The following is a 24,073-nucleotide window of genomic DNA, read 5'->3' on the forward strand; positions in this document are numbered from 1 at the left end:
TGGTTTTACATTTAATTACTTCCCTATAGCCAAAAATCATTCCAAAATCTGAACACCTGTTCCTTTTGTGTGGGCATTCATCTGTGGAGCATAGTAATTCTGCATGGTGGTGATTCCATTGGAGAACTTCCCGGATGCATTGGCAACCACATCATATTCAAAGACATACTTTCCTTTCGGCATGTACTGGATATAGAAATTGGCAGATGCATCTTTTGTTGACTGATAATATCCTAAATTATTTTTCCATTGATATCCTGACAGTGCATCCAGCGGCTCAAATCCTGCCGCCCTCATGTCTTTAATATGAATAAATTCCATCGCACGGTCTGTATTCAGAATCATCCTTACCGTTACTTTATCGCCTATTTTCAACGGAGTATCTGCTGAAATTTTCTGAAGTTCTTCGCCGTTCACCGTTTTTACTTTTTTATACAGTTCTTTCGTTACGGAAATATAGTTTTCGGAAGATTTAATTTTATCAAGATCTTCATAATACTGCCAGAATAATCCTCCCTGAACAATTCCGGGACCAGGTTTGGTAACCGTAAGCGTGGCTAAGTTTTTATCAACCGTATCTGTTTTCACCGCAGACTTCATATATCCTGTCGCCTGTGTTTGAGGAACAAGTTCTTTTCCGCCCCAAATGATGGTTGCTTTATCACTTTCACTTCCTGTCCATGATTTTCCTGAATTCAAAAGGGTGAAGATTACTTCTGAAGTACCTCTTGAACTTCCCCATGAGTTTACTTCTTTCTGGGTTACCAGCCAGATCTTCATCTCTTCAATAAAATTCTGATCATTAGGTTTCAGCTTATTGAAGGCTTCCAATGCGCCTGCCTGATTCACGACCTTTGAACTGAACCAGCCCCAGTCGTTAAGATTCTGTTTCCAGTACACGCCTTGTGTTTTTGTATCTGTAGAAGTTTCTTTAAGGTAGGTCATCAACTTATCGGATACATCTTTCAGACCGTAATCATTCATTAATAATGCAGCACGGTGAAGCCCGAAAAAGGTGAAATCTGTGATCTTAGCTGTTTTTGCTTTCTGTTTTACCAACGTTTTCAGAGCAGCCCCTTTTCCTTTTAAAGGATATTGCTTTTCCCAGTAGTTTCTGGTATCAAGGTAATCCAAAGCCCAATTATTCCAGATGTCTCCTTTATTGCTATTTGAATATTTGCTGATTTCGTTATCCACATATTGAATTAATTTTGCTGCCAAATCCTTTTGAGCCGAACTTTGGTAATCTTTTACATTATCTTTCAGCCAGGAATTGATTTTCCCCAGGTTTTTAAGGATATATAATGACGTACTGTAAGAACTAGGATACCCTGAATACCACGAGAATCCTCCGTCCGGGTTCTGCAGCTTTTTGAACTCATCCCAATCCTGATTGATAGAATTTTTCATTGTATTGGCATCAAATAATAAGGCCAGCTTTTGCATCTGCTCTGTTTCATTTTTGCTTTCCAGCACCCAAGGGGTTTCATCCAGCAGCAACTGCTTCAGCTCCTGGTTCTTTTCAAGATTTGAATTCAACAGTCCTTTATTCTGGTATTCCTCAAAAACGGTTTTCATTTTCGGATTGGCTTTGAAGATTTCAGAGGCCAGTACATCTGCAAACCATTTGTTGAAGATGACATCTGCAGAATTATTCTGGTCATTTTTCAGGCTTGGAAGCGCAAACATGATTTCCCAAATTGGATTGGTTGTCAGTTCCAGGGTATTGGACACATTGGAAGCTGTTGTAGAGGTGTTATTTTTAAGGTTATCCAAAACAAATGTCTTTGTTTCGCCTTCTTTCACAAAAACAGGAACGGCATCGGTTACCAGCATTCTGTTGGGCAATACGGCCACAGCCTGCTGCTCTCCGTCGGAATAGGTCCCTGCTTTTGCTACCACTTTCAAAATGATGGATGAAACATTATCCGGAACCTTCAGTTTCCAGGTTAATGCTCCGTTTCCGTTTTCATTTAAATTAAAGTTCTGCATTCCTGATGCCACTCCGAATTTTGAAGAAATATCTTCATTGGTGAAAGCATCCAAAATCTTCAATTCAGCGGAACCACTTAGTTTCTTATTGCTGAGGTTGGATAATTTTGACTGTAAGTTCAGTTCATCTCCTTCTCTTAAAAATCTAGGATAATTTGGAGTAACGGAGAACTCTTTCTGTGTTACCACTTCTTTTTCTAAAGTCGCAGCTCTCGCATCTTTGGTATGGGCTAAGAACATCAGCTTCCATTTTGTCAAAGCTTCAGGGGAAGTAAACTCAAAGTTTACATTGCCTTCAGCATCTGCCTTCAGGTCAGGATAGAAGAATGCTGTTTCGTTCAGATTCTGACGGACAGGAACTTTTTCCAATGATTCTTCTGGCTCTATCTGATCTAAAGCTCCATCGGAATCATCCTGTGCTGTAACCGCTGACTTAGCTATTCTGCCTTTTTTTTGTACACCATAGCCTACCATTACAACTTCTTCCATGTTTTTTTCACTTCTGACAGCAGGAGCAGCAAGAGGTGAAGGAACAGTATTATTGTAAACTTGTACTCCTGAAACTCTTCCTCCTATACCTGAGTAGAATAAATCTCCATCGAACCAATTAAAGTTAGGAACACTTACATAATTGCCATTGAAATATTTTAATTTCTTTTGGTAAGTCTTCTGTGGTAAATAGTTTCTGATATCATAAGAAGTGATTATTGTAAAGGGCACATATAATTTGTTCCAGCTGAAAGTATTGACAGCAAACTGATCCAGCGACATATCATACATATTGGCCAGAACTTCAGCATTGATCTTTTCTTTATCATTTCCAGTTACTTTTACCGTCCATTTTTCTTTTGAATTCGGCTCCAGCTTATCCCTGAAAGTCACGGTTTCAATTTTTAAAGGCTGCTCCGTATCTTTTATTTTCAGCGTAACAGACTGTGTTTTCACATCATTAAAAGCCACGACCTGAAACTGGATATTCAACTGTGACACTCCTTTATCTTTTGGAATATCCGCCATATATTCCAGTATTCCTTTCTTAAGCTGGTGGGTTTCTGAAACTGTTTTTCCTGAACCATCCTGAACAAAAATATTCACTAATGCATCAGGAACCGCAGAATACACATAGATTTTAGCTTTTTCTCCTCTTGAAACGTCCTCTTTCGGAGCAATAACCGTCAAAAACGTTTTCTGTTCCGGTTTTAAGGCGTTTTTATCCCAGACACTGAAATATTGAGAAGATTTGATCGTGTCTTTTCCTTCTCTATTGAATAACTCCAGCTGATAATCTCCGGCTTCAAGTTTTCCCAAGTCCAGATTAGTTGAGAGTTGAGCGTTATCCGTTGATGGTCCTTGCTGTCTTTCCATAACAGTCTTTTCAGTCTTCCAGTTTTTGATCTCATCATTTTTATCAAAAAGATCATGGGGAAATTTACTGATGAATTCCTCTTTTGAATATTTCGGCAGATCCTGAACTTCGGTCTGGAAATTCTGTCTGAAAATTCTGTCCGGAGCTCTCAGTTTTGAGAGTTTCACCTGATATGATTTTTTAAGGCTCTGTTCATTGTAGTTCTTTGTTTCTACTTTTACTTTTACATTTTCATCAGTAAAGGTATTGCTGATTTCATCTGCTTTAATGTAATGGGAAACTGACGCTACCTTCAGCTGGGTTTCCGCTGACTGGGTTTCCCCATTGATATCGGTAACGGAAGCATTGATTTCATAGTTATCGATCTGTATTCCTTCCAGTTTTTCATCTTTTTTAAGATCCAGACGGATGACGAACTCCCCTTTTTCATTGGTCTTAGCTTCTCCCAGGATAGAATTTTCGTTATCATTATCCTGCGGATACCACCAGAAATACCTCCATCTGATGTTATGTTTTTTAATTTCGTAGCTTACTGTAGTGTTGCTTAGAGCCACACCCGAGAACATCAGTGCTTTTCCTTTCAGTTCTATGGTCTGCCCATATTTGTATTCCTCTTTTACTGGATCGAAGGTCACTTCAAATTTCGGTCTTTTGTATTCTTCTACCCTGATATCTTTGTATCCCTCGGTATTCCCGTCGGTTCTCAGATAAAAAGTACCATTCAGCTTGCCTTTTGGCAGAATAAAGCTGCCATGATACGAACCAAATTCGTTCGCTGTAAAATCCTGTGCGGAAATTTCCTGGCTGTTGGCATCCAGTAAAGTGATCTTCTGTTTTAATCCTGAAAGAACAGACTCTACTTCCTTGTTCAATCCGGTATTGATGACTTTAAAATATACTGTCTGACCCGGTCTGTAAATGGCTCTGTCTGTAAAGATCTGTGCCATAGTCCTGGATTCTTTATTAGGGTTGTATACTTCGGTATTCCCCCTGTTTCCATATACCTGCATGATCTGGAAATCATTGGTTTTAGGCTGTTGGATCAGGAAAGTCCTGTAGTAATCATCATTGGCAGTGGAAGGAAATCTGAAAACCCCTTTTTCATCAGTTTTACCCTCTATTTTATTCAGGGTTTTATTCGCCACAAATTCATAGAATACAAGGTTTTCATTAGCTATTGACCTACCGTTTTCACTGCTGACCAGTTTCAGGTTGTTTGAAAGCTGATTTCTGTCTGTTTTATTCTGGTATATAATTTTATTCCCGGAAACTAAAAAATAAAAATTCTGTTTGGAATCACTATTTTTTTCTTCTCCGGCTACAGCATATTCTACGACATAAATACCGGACGGAAGCGGCTTTATTTCCAGTGAGGTTTTATGCAGCTGATAATCTTTAGGATCAGAAAGCTGATAGGTTTCTTTTCTTACCAGATTCTTTTTAACCTTTCCCAACAGATTACCGTATGGATTCAGAATATACTGCAGGACTGGGCTAAAATCCTCTTTTACTTCGTAAATATTCAAGGAGAAGCCTGAAACATTTTTATATTCAGCCACAAAATGAACAGGCAGGTTATTCTGGGTCTGCGGCTCATATTTGATATTCAGAACAGGATTAATGATCTGATTTTCTTTGTTTTTAATATTCTCAATAAATGGAGATTTCGGATACTGGCTTTTGGCCTGCTGCGCCATCGCAATGGCTTCTTTTGTTTTCTTTTTAATGATAAGCTCATTCATGATATCCTCCATGATAATGACCTTATAGTCTCCCTCCACATCGGATTTCAATAAGTTCTGAAGCTGTTCAAGCTTATCTTTACACTGATTGAAATTACAGTTCTCCATCATCTTTTCCTTCATGAAATACAGCTTTGAATTTCCATTGTTCCGGGCAATCAGTTCATCAAAAATAATATGGACCGAAGTTTGGTTTTCTGTAAGCTCATTTTTTGTAAACAGGTTATTTTCTGATAAAAAGCCTACTTTTTTCAGCGCATACCAATCCCGCAAAGTTGGGAAATAGGCAATATCTTTCGTGTCTGAGAATAGATCTTTATACTTAGCCAGAGAAACTTTTTCCATTTCCGGCTTCTGCTGGTCAAGTTCCTGATAGGACCTGGTTAAATAGTTTTTAAAATCCAGTTTGCTCCAGGTTTCAATCTGTGATAGATCCTGCGAATTGATATTGGTTCTTCCGTTTATTCTCCAGTAATTCTGATTATAATAATCCAGAAAAAATCCATTTAACAAAACTTTATAAACTGCTTTTTCTTCTCCCTTTAATTTCTCTTCTGACTGCTGAAGTTTACCGAAGAATTTCGAAGCCGCATTATTTTGATCGTCATCTACAGTCTGATTAACAATACTAAACTCCGCTTTTAGCGCACGGATCAGCTGGAGTGCATTATTTTCTTTCATAGCCTGGTTTTGTATGTTTACAATAATGGGAAGATTAGATTTATAAGCTCCTTTTGTCCTATTTTCAACAATTTTTTTCCATTGGTCTTCATAATATTTTTGTGCGAAAACCGGTGAAAAGCCCAGCATTAAAAGCAAAAGCATAAATATCTTGGAAAATCTTTTCATATATATTATTTTTGATAAATGAACTTCTTAAAAATACTGAAAAAATATGTCATAGACAGCCAAATTTATGTCTCATTAATGGGAACTTTTTTTGCAGTATTTTTCATGAAAGAGCAAAACACATTCCGTTTCCCTACCATATTATTAATTTTCATCACCTATTTCAGCGGTTACCTGTACACCAAGTATCAGTATACCAGACACTTTTTAAAAATAGTGGCTTTAAATGCTGTAGCAGGAATCGTCTGTGCCTTTCTGATCATCCACAACCACAACGAAATAAGGCTTTTGAAATGGTTTATTATTGTCATTCTAGGACTGTTGTATAACAGTTTTTTCCTCGATGTTTATATCCGGAAGATCCCTTTGCTGAAGGTTTTTTATGTAGGACTGGTATGGGCGCTGGTCAACTGCTGGCTCACCCTTTCTGAATTCAGCATCCCTATTTTTCTGATTAGTTTTTTCTTTATCACGGCCTTGGTTCTTCCTTTCGATATCCGGGATATGGATAATGATACGGTGAAGACCTTTCCGATGTTAATAGGCGTTCAGAATACAAAATATATTGCTTATGCACTTGTTTTTATAAGCAGCCTGATTGGGGTTTTCTATCTGAAACCTCTCTATGCAGCCACATTTTTTATGTCCGGTATGACCACCTATATTTTTATCTATTTCGCTGAAAATAAAAGAGATGACAGCTATTTTTCATTTGGAGTGGAAACTTGTTCTGCACTTCCTTTTTTATTTTTACTAATAATGGAGTATTTTTGACAAATGATTATCAAGAAGCTTTCCCTTTACAATTTCAAAAACCATTCTGAGAAAAAATTTGAATTTTCCCCGCAGATCAACTGTTTTGTAGGAAATAACGGCGTGGGAAAGACCAATATCCTGGATGCTCTTCATTACCTTTCGGTTGGAAAAAGCTTTTTAGGAAACACAGATCTCAACAACATTAAAAGAGAAGAAGATTTCTTCACGATCGATGCAGAGATCATCAACGAAGACGCTGATGATATCATTAGAATAGCACAGCCTAAGGAAGCCAAAAAAGTGATCAAAAAAATGATAAAAGCTATGACAGATTAGCTGATCATATTGGCTATCTTCCCAGCGTTATGATTTCTCCCTATGATTCCAATCTCATTTCAGATTCCGGAGAAAGCAGACGGAAATTTCTGGATTCCATGATCTCTCAGACAGATTCAGAATATCTTTTTGACCTGATCCAGTATCAAAAAACCATCCAGCAGAGAAATGCCCTACTGAAATATTTTGCCAAAAACAGAACCTGGGATAAGGATTCACTGGAAATTTATGATGATCCGATCTCCAAATTTGGAACTAAAATTTTTAAGAAAAGAAAAGAATTTGTAGAACAGTTGAATCCTATTGTTCAGAATTTCTATGATATCATTTCCGGAGGGAAAGAAACGGTATCCGTTATTTATGAATCTCATTTATTAGAAAACTCTTTTGAAGATCTTTTAAAGGAAAACCTTGAAAGAGACCGCATGCTTACCTATACTTCAAAAGGAATCCATAAAGACGATCTGCTTTTTGAAATGGATCATGTTTTAATCAAAAAAATAGGATCTCAGGGACAGCAGAAATCCTTCCTGATCTCTTTAAAACTAGCCCAGATGAGTCTTATAAAAGAACTGACTCGTAAAACACCGATTCTTCTACTGGATGATATTTTTGACAAACTCGACGACATCCGGGTTTCACAACTGATTGAGCTGGTCAATAAGGAAAGTTTCGGACAGATCTTTATTACAGATACTCATAGGGAACGTACTGAAAGTGTAGTAAAGAAAATTAACGAGGAAAGTATTATTTTTGAGATATAGGTGCGAGGTGCGGGGATATGAAGTTAAAAAAATAAAGCATTAAGTATCTGTTTTTTTATCTTAACTTATCAGGCAAATAACACGAATGATAAGAATTACAGAAATCCGGACATTTACAAAATTACGATGGACTTATCTTTAAAAACCCATCAGCCCTTTCTTCTTCTTCCTAAGTATGAACTGTTTGAATCAGGAAACCAGTTATGCAGGCAATGACGAAACGATTAATCATTTGGAAAAAATTATTGTCCTATATCCTGATATTTCCTCAGAATTTGAAAAATTAAGAAATGAATACAATATATTAGGTGGAACAATGAAGGTATATAAAAATGGGGTAAAGAAAACCGGAATGAAAATAAAGAATCGGAACAACCTTAAGCACTGGTTAATCTAAACCACAAAGCTCATTAACACAAGTACGTGCCAGAAACACGTAACGCGAAATACGTAACACGCATCCCGACTATGAAGAAGAAAAAACGAGAATATCAATCCTCTGAACTGGTGAAATCTTTTGCCAGGATCTATGGCTTTGAGGGAAAACTTATCGCCTTTGAGATCAAGGATTTTCTTGAAGACTACCTTGACGAAAGCCTTTTCCGTGAAATCAAAAGTGTCAGCCTTGAAAAAGGATGTATCATTATCACAATTGATTCTCCATTACTAAAGCATGATTTTAAGATGCGCAAAAGCTTTTATCTGAAAAAATTCCAGGATAAATTTGGGGAGGAGCGATTCAATGACCTCCAGATATTATAAAATATGTAAAACGCTAAGCTTTTTTAAGTGACCAAAAAAATGAATGTTTGCCATATGATCCGCTCTAGAATTAAGAGTCTTTTTGTATGCAAAATTTTCATTCTAAAGCAATGAATGTGCGAATTATTTCATAAGTACCTTCGCGGCGAAAACAAAAAAGAGGTTGTTCCACGTCGGGAATAACCTCTTTTTATTCTATTTTATATTTTAATGCTCTTCTGATTTATTAGCAATAGTGCTGCTCATCAGGTCATCAGCTTTTTTGTCCAATCCTGAACTCAATGGCAGGAAAAACTTCAACGGATGTTTTACAAAGTATCTGAAGATTTCCTTATAGATCTCGCTTACCTGTCCAAAATTCATCTTTCTTGATCTGAATGCCAGGAACATAGATAAACTGAAACTCACCAGGAAATTAAAGAATCCTATCAGAAAAACGGTGATAAAAGAAATCCAGAAAGTATAGGAATCTACCGAAAAATCTTTTCCGTAGAGCCCTAACGCAAAATTCCCGGCAGCAAAGGTAATATGTCTGATGTCCAGATCCAGTCCGAAAAACAATCCGACCGGTGCTGTAGCTCCCAGGAAAACACCGAACCAGAAATTGGAAACAATACCCGGCCAGTTTTTAGCATAATATTTTGAAAGGCCTTTTGCGAATTTTTTTCCAAAAAAGCTTCTGATGGAAAGGTTTTTCGCAATTCTTTCCGGGATTTGGTAGAAAACGGAGTTGTTCCCGATATTTCCTGAAATAATCCCTGAAATAAAAAGGTAAAACCCGGCAATACTGGCATGCAGAATCGCTTTGGATTTAAAAGGATCGAGGTCTTTTAATAATTTGTCCGATCTTTCAACCGCAAGGTTTTGTGAAAAAAACACATCCAGCCCATAAATAATGGCAAGGGCTATCGGAAAGGCAAGCAGTACATTTCCTACAAAGGCAATGAACTGGCTTCTGAAAAGCTTCGAGACAAGGTGGGCAAATTCAGTATTATTTCTTTTGCTGTTTCCTTCCTCTGACAATACTTTGGTCATCGTAGCGGCTGTCATGGCCGGCTGTTTGGTGGCCAGGGTAAATCCCATCAGATAGATCATCACAAATCCCATCGCATAATTCATGGAATACAGGAATGCATGGGAAAAATCACTCCCCGGAATATATCCGTACAGCATTTTAAGCACACAAAGCGCTCCTACAATGATTCCACCACCACTCGCCTTATAGAACATCGTCATGTATTCTTTACGGGTAGAAGTGATATAGTGGGTACCGGTTTCTGCGGTGTGATTGGTAATAAGATGGGAGATCAGCCTTGTGCTGTCGTTGATCAGATCCGCAATATTATTTTTGTGAGATTTATAGCTCAGAATGTTAAAGATCAGCTGCTTTGACTTAATCATAACATCCTCGTCACTATCGATAACCAGCAGTTGTACAATTTCATAGATCCTTTCAGTTTGCTGGCGGATCTTCAGCAATGCCTGATTGATCTTTCCTGAAATACCATATTTGGCGGAGTTTTTAAATGCAATATTCACAAACTCCAGACATTGTTCTGTATAGATTTTGATCTGTTTGTATCTGCTGTCTTTAGAATGAAGCTGCAGTTCAGGATCTTTTACGAGATCCTCAGCCAGTGTTTCCAGTTCATTTTGGAGGGCCAGAAACGGGTTATCAAGATTCCTGTACTGTGGGGCCATTCTTACCACTTCCACTTCCATAGCCATTCCGGTAACCCTCCAGGAAAGGATGTTCATAGAGAAGATCAGCTCTTTTTTCACATTAGGCTTCACAATAAAGTCAGAAGCTCCTACAATGGTCAAAAACTCATCAATCTCATTTTCAGGAAGGTTATGGATATACTTCAGGTCTCTTTTAGGCCTCAGACTGACATTATCAATCATATACCACACCGTTTTCTCATTCTCTACGGGAGGCAAAACCTTGTTCAGGATTCTTTTTTTAAGTTCCGGAAAGAAAGCATTTTCGGAAAGGATATTGGCTTCTGTCAAAGACAAATTGAAGGGTCTTCCTTTAAATATATTGTGTAAGTAGTGTTTAAAATTTTCAGCAAAATTGGGATTATTTCTGAAAAAATTGAGGACATCTGTAAAATCTGCTACTTTAATGCTCTCTAAAAACTCTGCAAACGGCTCTAAAGAAAGGGTTTCGTTCTTAAAAGAAAAATATTTTTTAAGAACTGACTCAAAATTTGTGCTGGAATTAAAAAATTTCATTAGTACAAAGATACTATTTCAAACTCACATTCCTCATCTGTCTCATGATCCAATTGTGCTTCTTTCTTAAATATGGGGATGGATTTTTCGGATCATATTTCTTTGGATTAGGCAGTACAGCAGCAATCCAGGCAGCATCTGAAGCGCTCAGATCTTTGGATGATTTTCCAAAATAATACTGAGCGGCCGCTTCCACTCCAAATACGCCCTGCCCCATTTCAATAGAATTCAGGTATCTTTCAAGGATAATGTCTTTACTCCATACTTTTTCTATAATAAACGTATAGACGGCTTCCAATCCTTTTCTGACCCAGCTTCTGCCCTGCCAGAGAAAAACATTTTTTGCCGTCTGCTGGGAGATCGTACTTCCTCCTCTTATTTTTTTCCCTTTTTCGTTATACTTCATTGCTTTTTCAATGGCTGTATAATCGAATCCGTTATGATCAAAGAATTTCTGGTCTTCAGAAGCGATGACCGCTTTTTTTACATTATTTCCCATTTCGTCGTAGGAAATATAGTCTCTGTGCAGCTTTCCATACTCAAAAAGAGCTCCTATCTGGGTAATGGTAACCGGCGGATTGAAAAACCGTCCCCAAATAATAAAAACCACATTCAGAACAAGAGCGATGAAGATCAGCTGTTTAATTTTTTTCCACATAATTTTTTCTAAAAAGGAAATGCAAAAATAAGCAAATAGTCTGAGTTACTGCAATTCTTTCATATACGTCAGCTGATAATCCGGAAGAAGTTCAGGATGAAAGATCTTAATATAGTCTTTAAGAACCAGGTCGGCTCTTACGACACCGCTTTCAAAGAAATCATTGGCTTTCAGTTTTTCTTTTCCCGCGATGGTATAGATCTTTCCTTTATTGAATACGTCCAGTTTTCCATAAAAAGAATTCATTCCCAGCATTTCTTTTTTAGAAGTATGGCTCCCTGCATTCACCCAGTACTGCACGCCTCCTGCTTTGGCGTATACCTCTTCAAAACTCATCGTTAACGCTTTTTCATCTTTATTATCTTTCATAACATAGGAAGCATTGGCATCTGCAATATAGTGGGCAACAGACGTATTTCCACCCGGAAGATACCACACATCGCCATACATTTCATTGGCTAAAACAACAGGCTTTTCTTTTGCTTTTAAGGCAAGCTCTTTCAACTCACTGTAGTTCTTTTCAATTTCCTGGTATTGGGCTTCTGCTTCTTTTTCTTTCCCTAACAACTCTCCGAAAAGCTTAATATAGGCTGTTTTTTCCAACGGCTGCTGTTCCATATACTCATCCAGAAATACCACCTGAATTCCATTGTTTTTCAGCAGCTCATAGGTATTGTCAAAACTGGCAATATGGTTTGTAAAAATAGCATCCGGCTTCAGGGAAATGATTTTTTCCACATCATACTTCTGCTCGCTTCCCACATTCTGAATTTTTCCTTCCTTCAACAGGTTTTGAATTTTTTCGGAATAAATATATTCCGGGCTTGACACTCCTATGATCAGGTCTTCGGCTCCAAGTTCCGAGATATAGCCCGCCATACTTGCATTTAAGAGGATGATTTTCTTAAACGGAGTTTGATTTTGCTTAAAATTATAGCTGTAATTTCCCGATTTTAGCTCAAGAACCCCGTCATGTTCCTTATATTGGGTACGGTTTGAAATATGGGTCCAATCTGAGGACGAAATTTTTGGTTCTCTCTTACAGGCAATTAGCGAAAAAACCGCGATTAGAAGTAAAATTTTCTGTTTCATCTTTCAAAGAAAAGAAAAAAGTGCTATATTTGCAAACCCTTAAACAACAAGGAAACAACGGCCTCGTGGCGCAACTGAATAGCGCATCTGATTACGGCTCAGAAGGTTACAGGTTTGAATCCTGTCGAGGTCACAAACGCCCAAATGGCTCCAATTTAATCTAAATTGAGCCATTTTTTTGTTTTTGATGCCAGAATAATGTTTTTTAAAGCTCTAACAAAATCTATTCAACGATTCTTGATGCAAAAGTTAAAAATCTTTTTACATCATTCCTAAAATGCTTCCTGTAATCGTCAGGTCATTTCCATTGCTTCCTGTCAACCAGAGTTAGAAAAATAATCTAACACAGAAATTAATTTATTGAAATTATCCTTTTCATATAATATCTCTTTATAGTCTGTTAGAATAAGCTCTGTTAATTTTATAATTTCTCTTAAAGTTGTTTGGTCATATGTAAAACCCGATTTAGAAGCACACAGCACTATTTTGTTTGAGAAATCTAAAATATTCTCAGGATCTAATTCAAATAAAACATTCAACATTTTCATAAAATAATATCCCGTATGAGCTAACATGTATCCAGAATCGAGAGCCACAGACTGCTCAACAACATAATTGATTAATGGCTTAATTTTTTGTAAAACGTAATTTTATCATCCTGTGAGATAGATTTTCCTTTATTAATTCCTTTTCCGTGATCAACCGTAAAATACAAATGCTGAATTAAATAATCGACGATTTCAAAATCTTCAAGATTATAGTCAGAATCTAAGTGTTTAGCGTGGATTCTTTTGAACCTGTATGTAATTAATTCAAAAAGTATATTTATAAGTTCATTATGCTGTTCCGGATCACCTTGATAATTATTATTCTCATTATGAGGATCAATGACTTTCATAATCTCAAATATCAGATTGTGAGAAAATGCTTTGATGTGTTTATTTTCGCTAACTAATATCCGTGCTCTCGAACTATCCTGATAAATTATTAATTTTAAAAGAATAACCACTAATACTTTCCAAATTTCTGGAGCTACTTTACCATTGTAGGTATTTAATCTTGATAATACAGATAATATTAAATCTTCGACATCTTTCTGATTTTCTACAATAATTTCATGTGGATACACTGCCAAAAGAAGCTCATTAAAGCACATTCCATCAGATTCTACAATGCACAATTTGTTAGCAATATTCCAATAACTCTCTCTCCTTTCTTTCCAAAAATATTTAAGTCCCTTGAGCGCTTTAAATCTTACAATTTTTTCATTATCAAACATTAGTGACAAAACAATATCTTCTATATCTTTTTCTTTGAAAATGCTCATTATCCTAAGCAGTGTAAGCACTGATATATTTTTTGCATCTGGCCCATACCCTGATACAGTTTGACTCAGGTCACCGAACTCGCATTCAGTTTTCTGGTAATTTACATCTTGAATATATTTTAACGCTATTTTCTTGACAAGTTTATGCTCATTATTACTTAATTGATTTCCAAACTTTGAAAATATACTTATAAACCTCGCAATTTCGAGTTCTGCATTTTTTCTTTTATAATTATCCCAAGTACTACATTCTAAAAACATCTCTTCTAAATAACTCAAAATAGTTTTGAAGTCAGATTTTACAGGAAGCTCTTCTGTATTATTATATAGATTATTAAAAGTTTCAATTTCTTCTATTTTCTGATATATTAGTACATCATCAACATCATCAAGATTAAATCCAGCCATTTTCGCTTTTTCTTCTCGTGACGCATAAGAAACATCGGCAAGCACATTACCTTCATAAACTAATGGCTCATTAGGAACTTTTACATTTTCTGTAAGAATTTCTTTTGCTTCTTTCGTTATCGCTTGTTCTGAAGGAATACAGTTTATGATTTGATTAACTCTTTCTCTAATAATATGAGGTATGTCAACATATTCATTATTTGACAACAGTGAAAGAACAATTTTTTCTACCTTTTCTTTTTTATCATAGGTTAGATAAGGCCAAACAGCTTTTATCAATTCCCCAGCTTCATATAGTGTTTCATCAAATAAATAAATTTCTTTTTTAGTCAGCAACTGGTAAGCTATAAGTTTTGTTTTTTGTGGAAACATCCTGAAAATTTGAATCAATCGCCGCCAAGCCATTGCATGCCTTAATTCAGGCATAAGTTTTCTAATTTGATATATTGCTTTAGAGGATGTAGCACTACTGCTTAAATTTTCACGTATCACATCCATAATCTTACCCATATAAGATGATGGAGCATTTGAACTATCATAATCAAATCTAGAATAATCAGAACATATTTCCAGCCTATTCTTTCCAATTTTAAAATTTGCTTTCTTATAGAGTCTGTCTTTCTCCAGATTATTTGCTATGTTGTAAATCTCAAGACCGAGTATGAGTGCTGAATCCAAATTCAAAAGTTCTGTAAACTTTTCTTCGAGTGCATAATGTACCATTCCATAATCTTGTTTTCTGTTACTCCTAAGAGCTAATACAACTCCATTACCTAAATTTGTCTCTTTATCACTTAATTCTGTATGAAAATAGAGTGATTTGTAAATTTGAGCTGCCATTTCCTTATCATGCTGATTCATCAGCAAAATATTATCTGCTAATTCATTGAAGTAGCCAATAGGAAAATCATCTTCATTTAGTAAGGATAAAACATTGTTAAAAATACTTTCCGCTTTTTTTAAATTAAATGGTAGAGTTTTAGATATATTTTCAATAGCTCTCATACCTCCGTTATGATCAAGAACAGCTTTATTTTGGCTAGTTGTTCTGTTTTCCCATACAAAATCAAAACAATTGCAGCTTGCATTAGATAGAATTTCAACAACTGATAAGTTGCCACTCAAAGAGAATTGTTCAATACTTTTTTCAATGAGGACATTTGTCTCCCATAAACTTAACCAATGTAAATTTGAAGAAATTTTCAACAGCAAATTAACATCCTTTTCTCTGATATTACCTTTGGTTAAAAACCTTATACCTTCAAGTAATTTTCTTATAATTCGGCCTTTTTCATTAACTTCTTTTTCTTCAAAAATTATCTGCAGATCCTCATCTGAGTTATAACAATTCACCAACACATAAATCAGTGATGTTTGATGGAATAATCGAAATAAGGCAACATCTTTTTTAACTATTTTAAAGTAATGCAGCCAGAACAAAACATTATCTTCTTTGTATAGTTTAGTATAAAAATAAATGAAACTTTGCCTAAAAATAATGGAACTTTCTCATTAGCTGAAACAAATTCCAGCTGTTTTTCCACATCCAGATTTAGCAAATATTTAGAGATTGCAAAATCAAGAAGTATGTTATGAGTAAATGCAATTTTTTGTTTCATAACAGTTACTTCCTCTAAAACTCCTGAACTGATAAGTTCATTAAATACAGTAGCATTTTCCGCAGTGACTACTGAATATTTCTCACAAGATAAACTTGAGTTCTTTACCAGATCTGAAGTCAACCTCTTCAGGAATAATTCTTTTCCCAAATTGTCTTCAATTTTATTAATCCAAAAAACATTTAGTAATTGTTCTTCGCTGTTAATACCAATGAATTCACCCAATTTTTCTATATTCCCAATTAAAACCTTATAAAACAAATTATAAAAATAAGGTATCCTTAATAGTTTTATTAATTCCACATTACATTGTTCAAGAACTCCTTGAAATTCAGGAATTGAAGAAAATGCTTGTTCAACTTCAGAATCAGAAAATTCAGGTATTTGGAAATGCCTACATGATACTTGGTTATTGACATCATCAGCTGGAAACATTTCAAGAAGTTTCCTTGATTTCGTGGCGTCATAAGTCCTTACGCTTACAATTATTCGCCAATTTACAGGTAAATCTTCTATTGATTTTTTTATTGCCTTTAATATATTGCTTTTTAATTTTTCATCCTTAGCTGTATCATAGGCATCAAAAACTAATATTGCTAGTTCTTTATTCATCTTCATCTGGGACAATGTAGCCAGCCAATCTTTGTTTAACTTTAGCTCTTCCCCTATTTCTTCATTATTACCTTCAGTCAGATCATTAATTCTTATGATTAAACAAGACTGCTTCTTATTTCTGCAATACCTTTGGAGTTCTTCAAGGATAAAACTTTTTCCATATCCAGGACCTCCAACTAATAACCCATTCTTTTCTTGTAGAAAATCATAGAGCCGGTCGATTAAATTTTCTCTATGTATATATACTTCAGGATAATTATCATTTATTTTTTGTAGTGGAATTTCTGGATTTGCTTCTTTGAAAATGATGGGCAGCTGTTCGTAAAGCTTGGCATGTAGGGAACTCGCAAGAATATTGTTAATCATCATTAATTTTCCAGATTCTGAACATTCAAATAAAATAGTATCCATTAATTTGGAAAGGTCGTAAGCTTCGTATATAACACCTTCCACGATATCACGTTTCAGGATATTCTTATTGACATTTTTAGTGATAAAAAAGACTATAAAATGATCACCATCTTTGGCAAGATCTTTAAATGATTCTACACTACTATTATATTTTTTTTATGATTCTTGTTTGCTGTAACTTGTATAAAAATATTATTTGCTTTGGAAACCAAGTCATAACTTTTTTGATTTCTTCTTTGAGCATTAGCATTAAGAAGATCCCAATCAAACAGTACATTTAACAAATCTTTAAATAGATTTTCTGCAAAAATATTGTAATCACCTAATCCTACTGAATTTGTATATTTTAGATGGTCAGCATAGGCGAACAAATATGTTCTAATATTGTGAAAATAATCTGGTAAACTCATAAATAGAATTATCTGTCTAATTAAAAATCAAAAATGGTTATATGGTAGTCTTTTATTGTTACATAACATAACTTATAGTGTATAAAGTTATTAAATAATAAGTCTAAAAGCTATATTAATACGCTCCTATCAAATATTAACTTCATCAATTTTTATTTTCCCAACCTGCGTAAACTGCCTTTTATAATAAATAATGAGCCATCAAAAAGCAACCAACTATATTTACTTTTTAATCCTCTTTCTTTTAAATCAAAATTTCTGTTTAACCTAAACTATAGTAAATTTTATGAAAGTATTTAAAGACATTCTTACAATTTTATTATAGTTAGTGTATTATATATGTTGAGAACAATAAATTACTTCTATTTAAATTATACAATTTGTATAATTTTTGCTATCTTTGATATAAACAAAATGTTGAATGAAAGTAAAGATTTATGATGTAAATAATAAGATAGGGATTGAAGCAAAAATTATTGAGCTCAAAGATTACAAAGGAAATCTTCCTTCTTTAACTGATAATTGGAGATTCAATTTTAAAAAGCATTCTAAAGTTAAAAATACTAAAACGTATGTGCTGGTTCGTGAAAACGATGAAGAAGTTCCAGAAGGATGCTTAATTTTTGAAATGCGCGATAAAGTTGAACCCTTTATGGCTTACGTAGAAATAGCTCCCCATAATAAAGGAAAAGATGGGCAGTTTGATAAAGTGGCAGGTTGCCTTATTGCATTTGCCTGCAGGTTAAGTTTTAAACTGGGTGAAGATGACTATAAAGGATGGCTTTCTTTTGAGGTTTGGGAACCTACAAAAGAAGAGGCCGACAAATTAATGGGACTATATTCAAAAAAATATAAAGCCATGAGAATTCAAGGAACAAACATGATGATAATAGCTCCCCAAGATGGGGAGGAACTAATTGAGTTTTATTTAAATAGTTAGATATGAAAACAACAAAAGAAGTTAAAGAAATTAAGATAGAAAGTGTTTTTAATGAGTCTAGAAGAAGTTTGGTAAAAGAATATATCAAACAAAATTCTAGTAATCAATCTAAAAGAAGATTATTAAGAAATGAACTCTTATCTATTCAATTTCAGATTGAAGATTATATTGCACTTGACAGTACTAACGACGAAACTCTTAAGCTTTTAGATTTTGTAAAGATGTATTTGAAAATATTGAATATTACTAAAAAAGAGTTTGCTAAATATCTAGATATGCAAGATTCTAATTTGCATAAATACTTAATTGGTGAAAGAAAATTAAATGCTAAAGTAGCATTAAAAATTAGTCGTTTTACTCATACTAAACCTGAATATTGGTTTGGAATACAAATTAAAAATGAAATCATTGAGTTAAGAAAAGAAGAAAAAAGAAATGACGAGTATGAAAAGTATGATTATGCTAAAATGCTTGATTTTTAATTTTTCTTTTCTTAGAAATAGTTAATAAAATTGAATCCCTAAAGTTTAGGGATTTTTTATTTAATAGACATTATAATAACTACGCAAAAAGAATGCGTAAATAAATACTTCCTTTGCAATACATACTTTTACAAATACAAAAATAGATTTAGTAAACTATAAAAAGTTTTCATATTAAAAATATCACAATGATAACATTAGAGAATATAACCCAAATGGTAAGTGGAAACCTTAAGACTCTCCACTTATTTAATAGCAACTGCAAAGAAATAAATGTAAAAATTGTTTCTCTGCTTAATGAAGATACGCTTTGTTGTGACTTTTATCCTGTTGCTTAAATAAACAGTCTGAAATCACCTAGTAATATTTGATACAATATCAAAAATTTAAACAAAAAAAATCCCGCATTAACGGGATTTTAATTTCTTATATTTAAATTTATTTTATCTCTACAGGAACTGAGATTTTATCCCAATCCATTGTGAATCCATTATTATTTACTTTATACACTAAAGTTTCCTGTGTTGCTGGTAAAGCCTTTGTTTTTACATCAACACGCAAAGCATCTTTTGCTTCCTCGTATTTATAAGCGCCCCATTGTTTGGGCTCTTTGTTGAAAATCGCAGTCCAGGTTCCGTTTTTTTAGGGATTAAGAAAAAGCTGTATTTACCTGCAGGAAGTTTTTTACCCTGAACGGTAATATCTTTATCCGTTTCGAAAGTAGTTGCTTCATTGGCACCTGCACGCCAAACTTTATCATAAGCTTCCAGACCGCCCCAGATTGTACGCCCTTTAACAGAAGGACTGCTATAGGCAATTGTAATGGTTGCATCTTTAATTTTTCCCGTAGCAGTAGCCGGAGGGCTGGCAGGTTTTTTAGTGTCCTGTGCAAAGGCATTTACTGAAATCGTCATTGCAGCAAAAAGCATGGTAGCAGATTTAATCATTGTTTTCATACTATTTTTTTGTTTGTTGTTCGTTTACGAATTTACTGCTTTCGGTTTATAAAACAATAAACCAATTGTCGAAAATATAATTACCGCCGCTGCCCCAATTACATTAAGCCAAAGGAAAGAAACGATATCGAACTGATAAACGGCAATCACAGCAATTTCTGATAAAATTGCAGCAATAAATACATTGGAACCGGTAATTTTTTTATAGTAAAAGGCAACAAGAAAAATCCCTAATATCGGACCGTAGAAAAGAGAGCCTAATACATTTACCGCTTCAATAAGAGAACCCATTTGAGTGGCAAACATAGCAACGCCGATGGAGAAAATACCCCAGGCTAAAGTGTGCAGGCGGCTGTACTTCAATTCGGTTGCATCATCAGGAATTTCTTTTTTAAATATCAAATGAACATCTTTTAATGAGCAGGCGGCAAGGGAATTCAGCGCTGCCGAAATTGAACCCCAGCTGGCTAGAAAAATGACGGCAAACAATAAACCGATCATCCCTACAGGCAGGGTATTTTTCACGAAATACAGGAAAATGTAATTCGTATCCGTTTTCTCTGCATTATAGTTTGATGTATTGATCGCTTCCTCTACCCTTCCGTGCAGTGCTTTTACCTGGGTTTGTGTGTTTTTAAAATCCTGAATTGTTTTTTTAAGTTGGGGAGAATGAGTTTCTTTCAATCTTAAAATTTCTTTCGATTCTGCATTAAATTTTATTTGCAGATTCTGATGCTCCTTTTCAAATACCGCAGCCTGTTCAGGTTTTGTTTCCTTTAAATATTGATAAGAACGTTCGTTAAAATAAATCGGAGCCGGTTTTAGAGAAAAGAATGCGAAAAGCAAGGCACCGATCAGGAGAATAGCAAATTGCATCGGAATTTTAACCAATCCGTTCAACAGCAAGCCCATTTTTGCATTGGTATTGTCTTTCGCAGTAATATACCTCCCGACCTGACTCTGGTCAGTACCGAAGTAAGAAAGTGCCAGAAAAAAACCGCCAATCAGCCCGCTCCAAATATTGTATTTATCTTTCCAATCGAATTCTGTGGTGATTACATTGAGCTTTCCGGATTTCCCCGCCAGATACAGCGCATCTTTAAAACCAATTCCATTCGGCATATTTTGAATAAGTAAATAACCTGCAAAAGCCATGGTTCCCAGAATAATGAGAAACTGTAATTTTTGGGTGTGAGCAATCGCTTTTGCTCCGCCAACATAGGTGTAAATCAACAAAATTCCGCCTGTTAAAACATTGGTTACATAAATATTCCAGTTTAAAACGCTTGACAAGATGATACTCGGAGCATAAATGCTGATTCCTGTTGATAAGCCTCTGGAAAAAAGAAAAAGTAGTGAAGTGAGTACCCTTGTTTTTTTATCAAAACGGTTTTCCAAATATTCATAAGCCGTGTAAACATTTAAGCGTTGAAAAATCGGGATGAAAGTAAGGCAGATCACAATCATCGCCAAAGGCAGACCAAAGTAATACTGAACGAAACGCATACCGTCTGTATAAGCCTGGCCCGGTGCTGAAAGAAATGTAATGGCACTTGCCTGCGTAGCCATAATACCGATAAGCACAATATACCAGGGCATTTTATTATCTGCTTTCAGGTAGGATGCGTTGCTTTTTTGGCCACGACCGATGAATACGCCGTAAACTACCACTGCAACAAGTGTAAAAATGAGAACTGTCCAATCTATATTGCTCATGCCCAGAATTTAGTAAACAAATAATAAAATACGATCTGCAATACTAATGCAGCTGCCAGTAATATATACCAGATATTCCAATTTTTAAATTGCTTGTTCATCAGTTTTTCTGTGCAGATAAAAAGTTAAAAAATAAACGTGCCGCCCCAACATTTCCCGCGGGCAGCTGTCTGAAAAATGCCAACGGTGTATAAATAAAATTACCCTTTCCATATTTGGCATATAAAGTTGATCCCTGCAGTGGCTCTTCATCTGTATCGTGCATTTCAAAAAGCGGTTCATACGCTGTATCCCATTGAGCAGGGAAATAGGCGCCACGCTCTTGTACCCAGCCTTTAAAATCATCTGCAGTAATTTTATTCGGAAAGTTCAGTAATTTATGATTGGGATTTAAAAACGTTACCGCAGCATTTTCTTCGGTAACCCGCTTATTGGCAATGCTGAAATTATACATTCCCAATTTGTCAACAGTTGTATCCTGGTTAGTATTGTATTGCATCACCAAATTACCGCCAGCTTTTGCATAAGACCATAAAAAAGGCATCCAGCGACCCAGTTTTTTCTCTGTGTTATTGGCACGAACACCCAGTACGATGGCATCATATTGTGATAGCTTGTTTTGGCTGCCGTTTCCACCAGATTCATCTAAGCTGCCATAAAAATCTTCGTCTTTCAAGACCTCTACCTGAATACCTGCAATGCGTAGGAACTCAGGAATGAAATCGCCCGCACCTTCTATATAACCCACTTTTTTAACCTTCGCCTGAATATCGCCTTTCATTACGGTTACTGTTGCAGGCGCAAAATATTGTAAGGAGGGTAAATGCGGATACTGAATTAATACTTGTTTTTTATGATAAGTGACTCCATCTGCCACAAAATTGGCATCCAATTGCAAACGATCCGAATGTATGGAGGCAAGCTTATTTTTTGGAATAACGTAATCGACGGTACTATCTTTCCCATTGAGCGAACTTACATCAGCTCCGCCTAACCGTTCTCCGTTATACATCAGGTTGAGAATACCGTTACTGTATTGTTTGTTAGAATTCACCTTACAATTTAAACTCAAATGTAAATCTTCATTTTCTTTGACTAAATAAACTGGTTGTGTAAATTTCAGTTCCAATGCAGGAACAATGCGCAAGGCTTCCACCACATCACCACGCACCGGGTCTAATTTCTTGAAAGATAAAGGAAGTTTAACCTGAAGCTTTTCCGATCCGATTTTTAAATCAAGCAAAACATTCAGTGGTGATTCTGCCTCAGGCAAACCAACTAAAGTATCATTTGGAACAGCGAAAGTTGCCGCGTTCGTGGCTGGTTTTGCCAACCAGTAAGGTTCTGTGAGTGCTGCATCTGCAGGAATCTGAATTTTATGCTCAAGGGTAATTAAAGAATCTTTTGATAGTTTTCTGTTGAAATTTTCTGACTGACTTAACCATTTTACATTTTCTAAAACAACAGGATTTTCAGCTCTTGAGATCAGATTTAACCTGAAATTGTAATGATCTCCGGCAACAGCTTCGGCCTGATTGGTAACGACCTCGCCCATAAACCCGGCACAGCTTAAAATGATGTTGTCAATAGATTTAATTTTATCCTTTTTTAGGTCGGCATCAGGCAGCGCCATAATCTTTTTTCGCAATGCAAGCAATGCAGGTAAGCTATGGTCTGGATTATTGAAATTGAAAGCGGAAATAATTTTATCTAATGATTGGTCAATATCAGCATTTCCTTTTGCAGTCCAGGTTTTAACGACTCCGTCAAAAAGTGTTGCTTTTGCAGGTTCGCCGATAACGTGGGCAAAATATTCAGTTCTGATCCCGGCTACAGACTGTGTTCCCGCACCCTGGCTTTTATGTAAACTTCTGCTTAATCCTGCCAATTCACCGTATCCCATTCCCAATTGCGCATCATATTGCCCAACGGTAACTTTCAGTTGATTTTCAGCTGTCGTATTGACCCCACCAAAGCGGAAAGTATTCCACAATACGCGTTTTGGCTGCCATATAGTAACATATTTTAGTTGATTTGGAAAAGCGGTTTTATCACCTGCCAGCTTAAAAGCTTTTTCCGCAACCACAGCCGAAGCCGCATGTTGTCCGTGGCCTGCCGCAGCAGTAGGAGGAAAACGACAAATGATAACATCAGGACGGAATTTACGGATTACCCAAACTGCATCAGCGATAATGCTGTCTTCGTCCCATTGTTTAAAGGTATCAGTCGTATTTTTAGAGAACCCGAAGTCAATCGCCCGAGTAAAAAACTGTTGGGCGCCGTCTAACTTTCTTGCCTCTAAAAGCTCATGCGTTCTGATTAAACCCAATGCCGCACCTTGCTCTATACCTAATAAATTCTGACCACCATCCCCTCTGGTTAAAGACAGATAGCCCGTTTCTACATTTTGATCGTTGATTAACCAGGAGAGTAATCCTGTATTTTCATCATCGGGATGAGCCGCAAGGTATAAAACTTTAGGCAGCTGTTTAAGAGTTTTGAGTTCACGGTAAATTTCAGATGATTTGGAAGGCCGGACCTGCTGGGCCAAACAAAAAACCGTATTAAAGCCTAGTATAGATACAGTGATTACTTTTTTGAACATTTGAATTTGCTTTGCAGGGCAAATATAAG

At 35.7% G+C, this 24,073-nt stretch carries 17 protein-coding genes, 1 tRNA gene and 1 pseudogene; 7 read left to right on the forward strand and 12 right to left on the reverse strand.

Annotated elements, in window-relative coordinates:
- Positions 1-36: 36 nt before the first annotated feature.
- Positions 37-5,949, reverse strand: a complete 5,913-nt coding sequence (locus tag MUW56_RS02295; protein WP_292011665.1) for an alpha-2-macroglobulin family protein — start codon at positions 5,947-5,949, stop codon at positions 37-39.
- Between the two features lie 78 nt (positions 5,950-6,027).
- Here MUW56_RS02295 and MUW56_RS02300 point away from each other — a divergent pair, with 78 nt between their 5' ends.
- The 4 genes and pseudogenes from MUW56_RS02300 to MUW56_RS02315 all read left to right on the forward strand — a co-directional run bounded on the left by MUW56_RS02300 (position 6,028) and on the right by MUW56_RS02315 (position 8,567).
- Positions 6,028-6,723: a hypothetical protein gene (locus tag MUW56_RS02300; RefSeq protein ID WP_367118490.1), complete on the forward strand. Its 696-nt coding sequence runs from the start codon at positions 6,028-6,030 to the stop codon at positions 6,721-6,723.
- A gap of 3 nt (positions 6,724-6,726) precedes the next feature.
- Positions 6,727-7,805: pseudogene (locus MUW56_RS02305) on the forward strand (DNA replication/repair protein RecF).
- A gap of 175 nt (positions 7,806-7,980) precedes the next feature.
- The gene (locus MUW56_RS02310) at positions 7,981-8,202 is read left to right on the forward strand and encodes a hypothetical protein (RefSeq protein ID WP_292011667.1); all 222 of its coding nucleotides are present in this window, start codon (positions 7,981-7,983) and stop codon (positions 8,200-8,202) included.
- 71 nt (positions 8,203-8,273) lie between these two features.
- Complete coding sequence (locus tag MUW56_RS02315) at positions 8,274-8,567, forward strand: hypothetical protein (RefSeq protein WP_292011668.1); 294 nt, start codon at positions 8,274-8,276, stop codon at positions 8,565-8,567.
- A 207-nt stretch (positions 8,568-8,774) separates the two neighbouring features.
- Here the strand turns inward: MUW56_RS02315 and MUW56_RS02320 are convergent, their stop codons facing one another.
- The 3 genes from MUW56_RS02320 to MUW56_RS02330 are packed head-to-tail and all read right to left on the reverse strand — an operon-like array spanning position 8,775 to position 12,555.
- Positions 8,775-10,805 (reverse strand): recombinase, encoded by a 2,031-nt coding sequence (locus MUW56_RS02320; protein WP_292011669.1) that lies wholly within the window; start codon positions 10,803-10,805, stop codon positions 8,775-8,777.
- Between the two features lie 13 nt (positions 10,806-10,818).
- On the reverse strand, positions 10,819-11,463 hold the full coding sequence (gene mtgA / locus MUW56_RS02325) for a monofunctional biosynthetic peptidoglycan transglycosylase (protein WP_292011670.1): 645 nt from the start codon (positions 11,461-11,463) through the stop codon (positions 10,819-10,821).
- Positions 11,464-11,508: 45 nt separating this feature from the next.
- Entirely contained in the window at positions 11,509-12,555 is a 1,047-nt protein-coding gene (locus MUW56_RS02330) for an ABC transporter substrate-binding protein (RefSeq protein ID WP_292011671.1), read from the reverse strand.
- Between the two features lie 59 nt (positions 12,556-12,614).
- On the opposite strand from MUW56_RS02330, the gene MUW56_RS02335 reads away from it, so the two are divergent.
- A tRNA-Arg gene (locus tag MUW56_RS02335) sits at positions 12,615-12,688 on the forward strand.
- A 184-nt stretch (positions 12,689-12,872) separates the two neighbouring features.
- On the opposite strand, the gene MUW56_RS02340 is transcribed toward MUW56_RS02335, so the two are convergent.
- The 4 genes from MUW56_RS02340 to MUW56_RS02355 form a co-directional block, all read right to left on the reverse strand.
- Positions 12,873-13,130: a hypothetical protein gene (locus MUW56_RS02340; RefSeq protein ID WP_292011672.1), complete on the reverse strand. Its 258-nt coding sequence runs from the start codon at positions 13,128-13,130 to the stop codon at positions 12,873-12,875.
- A gap of 44 nt (positions 13,131-13,174) precedes the next feature.
- Positions 13,175-15,730, reverse strand: coding sequence for a hypothetical protein (locus MUW56_RS02345; protein WP_292011673.1), 2,556 nt, complete (start codon positions 15,728-15,730; stop codon positions 13,175-13,177).
- Positions 15,703-16,977: a hypothetical protein gene (locus MUW56_RS02350; protein ID WP_292011674.1), complete on the reverse strand. Its 1,275-nt coding sequence runs from the start codon at positions 16,975-16,977 to the stop codon at positions 15,703-15,705. The genes MUW56_RS02345 and MUW56_RS02350 overlap by 28 nt, the downstream gene beginning before the upstream one ends.
- Before the next feature lie 92 nt (positions 16,978-17,069).
- Positions 17,070-17,345 (reverse strand): SMEK domain-containing protein, encoded by a 276-nt coding sequence (locus tag MUW56_RS02355; protein WP_292011675.1) that lies wholly within the window; start codon positions 17,343-17,345, stop codon positions 17,070-17,072.
- Between the two features lie 421 nt (positions 17,346-17,766).
- Between MUW56_RS02355 and MUW56_RS02360 the strand changes: the two genes are divergently transcribed.
- Together MUW56_RS02360 and MUW56_RS02365 are read left to right on the forward strand one after the other, a co-directional pair.
- A complete protein-coding gene (locus tag MUW56_RS02360; RefSeq protein ID WP_292011676.1) occupies positions 17,767-18,285 on the forward strand; it encodes a hypothetical protein in 519 nt (172 codons plus the stop codon).
- A gap of 2 nt (positions 18,286-18,287) precedes the next feature.
- On the forward strand, positions 18,288-18,767 hold the full coding sequence (locus tag MUW56_RS02365; protein ID WP_292011677.1) for a helix-turn-helix domain-containing protein: 480 nt from the start codon (positions 18,288-18,290) through the stop codon (positions 18,765-18,767).
- Positions 18,768-19,205: 438 nt separating this feature from the next.
- Here MUW56_RS02365 and MUW56_RS22785 read toward each other — a convergent pair whose 3' ends face one another.
- From MUW56_RS22785 to MUW56_RS02385, 4 genes are all read right to left on the reverse strand, one after another.
- Complete coding sequence (locus tag MUW56_RS22785) at positions 19,206-19,277, reverse strand: hypothetical protein (protein WP_367118553.1); 72 nt, start codon at positions 19,275-19,277, stop codon at positions 19,206-19,208.
- A gap of 35 nt (positions 19,278-19,312) precedes the next feature.
- Positions 19,313-19,723 (reverse strand): DUF2911 domain-containing protein, encoded by a 411-nt coding sequence (locus MUW56_RS02375; protein ID WP_292011678.1) that lies wholly within the window; start codon positions 19,721-19,723, stop codon positions 19,313-19,315.
- A 24-nt stretch (positions 19,724-19,747) separates the two neighbouring features.
- Positions 19,748-21,439: a sodium:solute symporter gene (locus MUW56_RS02380; RefSeq protein ID WP_292011679.1), complete on the reverse strand. Its 1,692-nt coding sequence runs from the start codon at positions 21,437-21,439 to the stop codon at positions 19,748-19,750.
- Positions 21,440-21,539: 100 nt separating this feature from the next.
- Complete coding sequence (locus MUW56_RS02385; RefSeq protein ID WP_292011680.1) at positions 21,540-24,044, reverse strand: PIG-L family deacetylase; 2,505 nt, start codon at positions 24,042-24,044, stop codon at positions 21,540-21,542.
- Between the last annotated feature and the right edge of the window lie 29 nt (positions 24,045-24,073).

This window comes from Chryseobacterium sp., assembly GCF_022869225.1.
Lineage (GTDB): Bacteria > Bacteroidota > Bacteroidia > Flavobacteriales > Weeksellaceae > Chryseobacterium.

Bases quoted from the DNA above. Each gene is read 5' to 3' on its own strand.
- MUW56_RS02300 (WP_367118490.1), top strand. From the start codon at position 6,028: ATGGGAACTTTTTTTGCAGTATTTTTCATGAAAGAGCAAAACACATTC.
- MUW56_RS02340 (WP_292011672.1), bottom strand. From the start codon at position 13,130: ATGTTAGCTCATACGGGATATTATTTTATGAAAATGTTGAATGTTTTA.
- MUW56_RS02310 (WP_292011667.1), top strand. From the start codon at position 7,981: ATGAACTGTTTGAATCAGGAAACCAGTTATGCAGGCAATGACGAAACG.
- MUW56_RS02360 (WP_292011676.1), top strand. From the start codon at position 17,767: ATGAAAGTAAAGATTTATGATGTAAATAATAAGATAGGGATTGAAGCA.
- MUW56_RS02295 (WP_292011665.1), bottom strand. From the start codon at position 5,949: ATGAAAAGATTTTCCAAGATATTTATGCTTTTGCTTTTAATGCTGGGC.
- MUW56_RS02320 (WP_292011669.1), bottom strand. From the start codon at position 10,805: ATGAAATTTTTTAATTCCAGCACAAATTTTGAGTCAGTTCTTAAAAAA.
- MUW56_RS02315 (WP_292011668.1), top strand. From the start codon at position 8,274: ATGAAGAAGAAAAAACGAGAATATCAATCCTCTGAACTGGTGAAATCT.
- MUW56_RS02330 (WP_292011671.1), bottom strand. From the start codon at position 12,555: ATGAAACAGAAAATTTTACTTCTAATCGCGGTTTTTTCGCTAATTGCC.
- MUW56_RS02365 (WP_292011677.1), top strand. From the start codon at position 18,288: ATGAAAACAACAAAAGAAGTTAAAGAAATTAAGATAGAAAGTGTTTTT.
- MUW56_RS02385 (WP_292011680.1), bottom strand. From the start codon at position 24,044: ATGTTCAAAAAAGTAATCACTGTATCTATACTAGGCTTTAATACGGTT.
- mtgA (WP_292011670.1), bottom strand. From the start codon at position 11,463: ATGTGGAAAAAAATTAAACAGCTGATCTTCATCGCTCTTGTTCTGAAT.
- MUW56_RS02355 (WP_292011675.1), bottom strand. From the start codon at position 17,345: ATGAGTTTACCAGATTATTTTCACAATATTAGAACATATTTGTTCGCC.
- MUW56_RS02375 (WP_292011678.1), bottom strand. From the start codon at position 19,723: ATGAAAACAATGATTAAATCTGCTACCATGCTTTTTGCTGCAATGACG.
- MUW56_RS02380 (WP_292011679.1), bottom strand. From the start codon at position 21,439: ATGAGCAATATAGATTGGACAGTTCTCATTTTTACACTTGTTGCAGTG.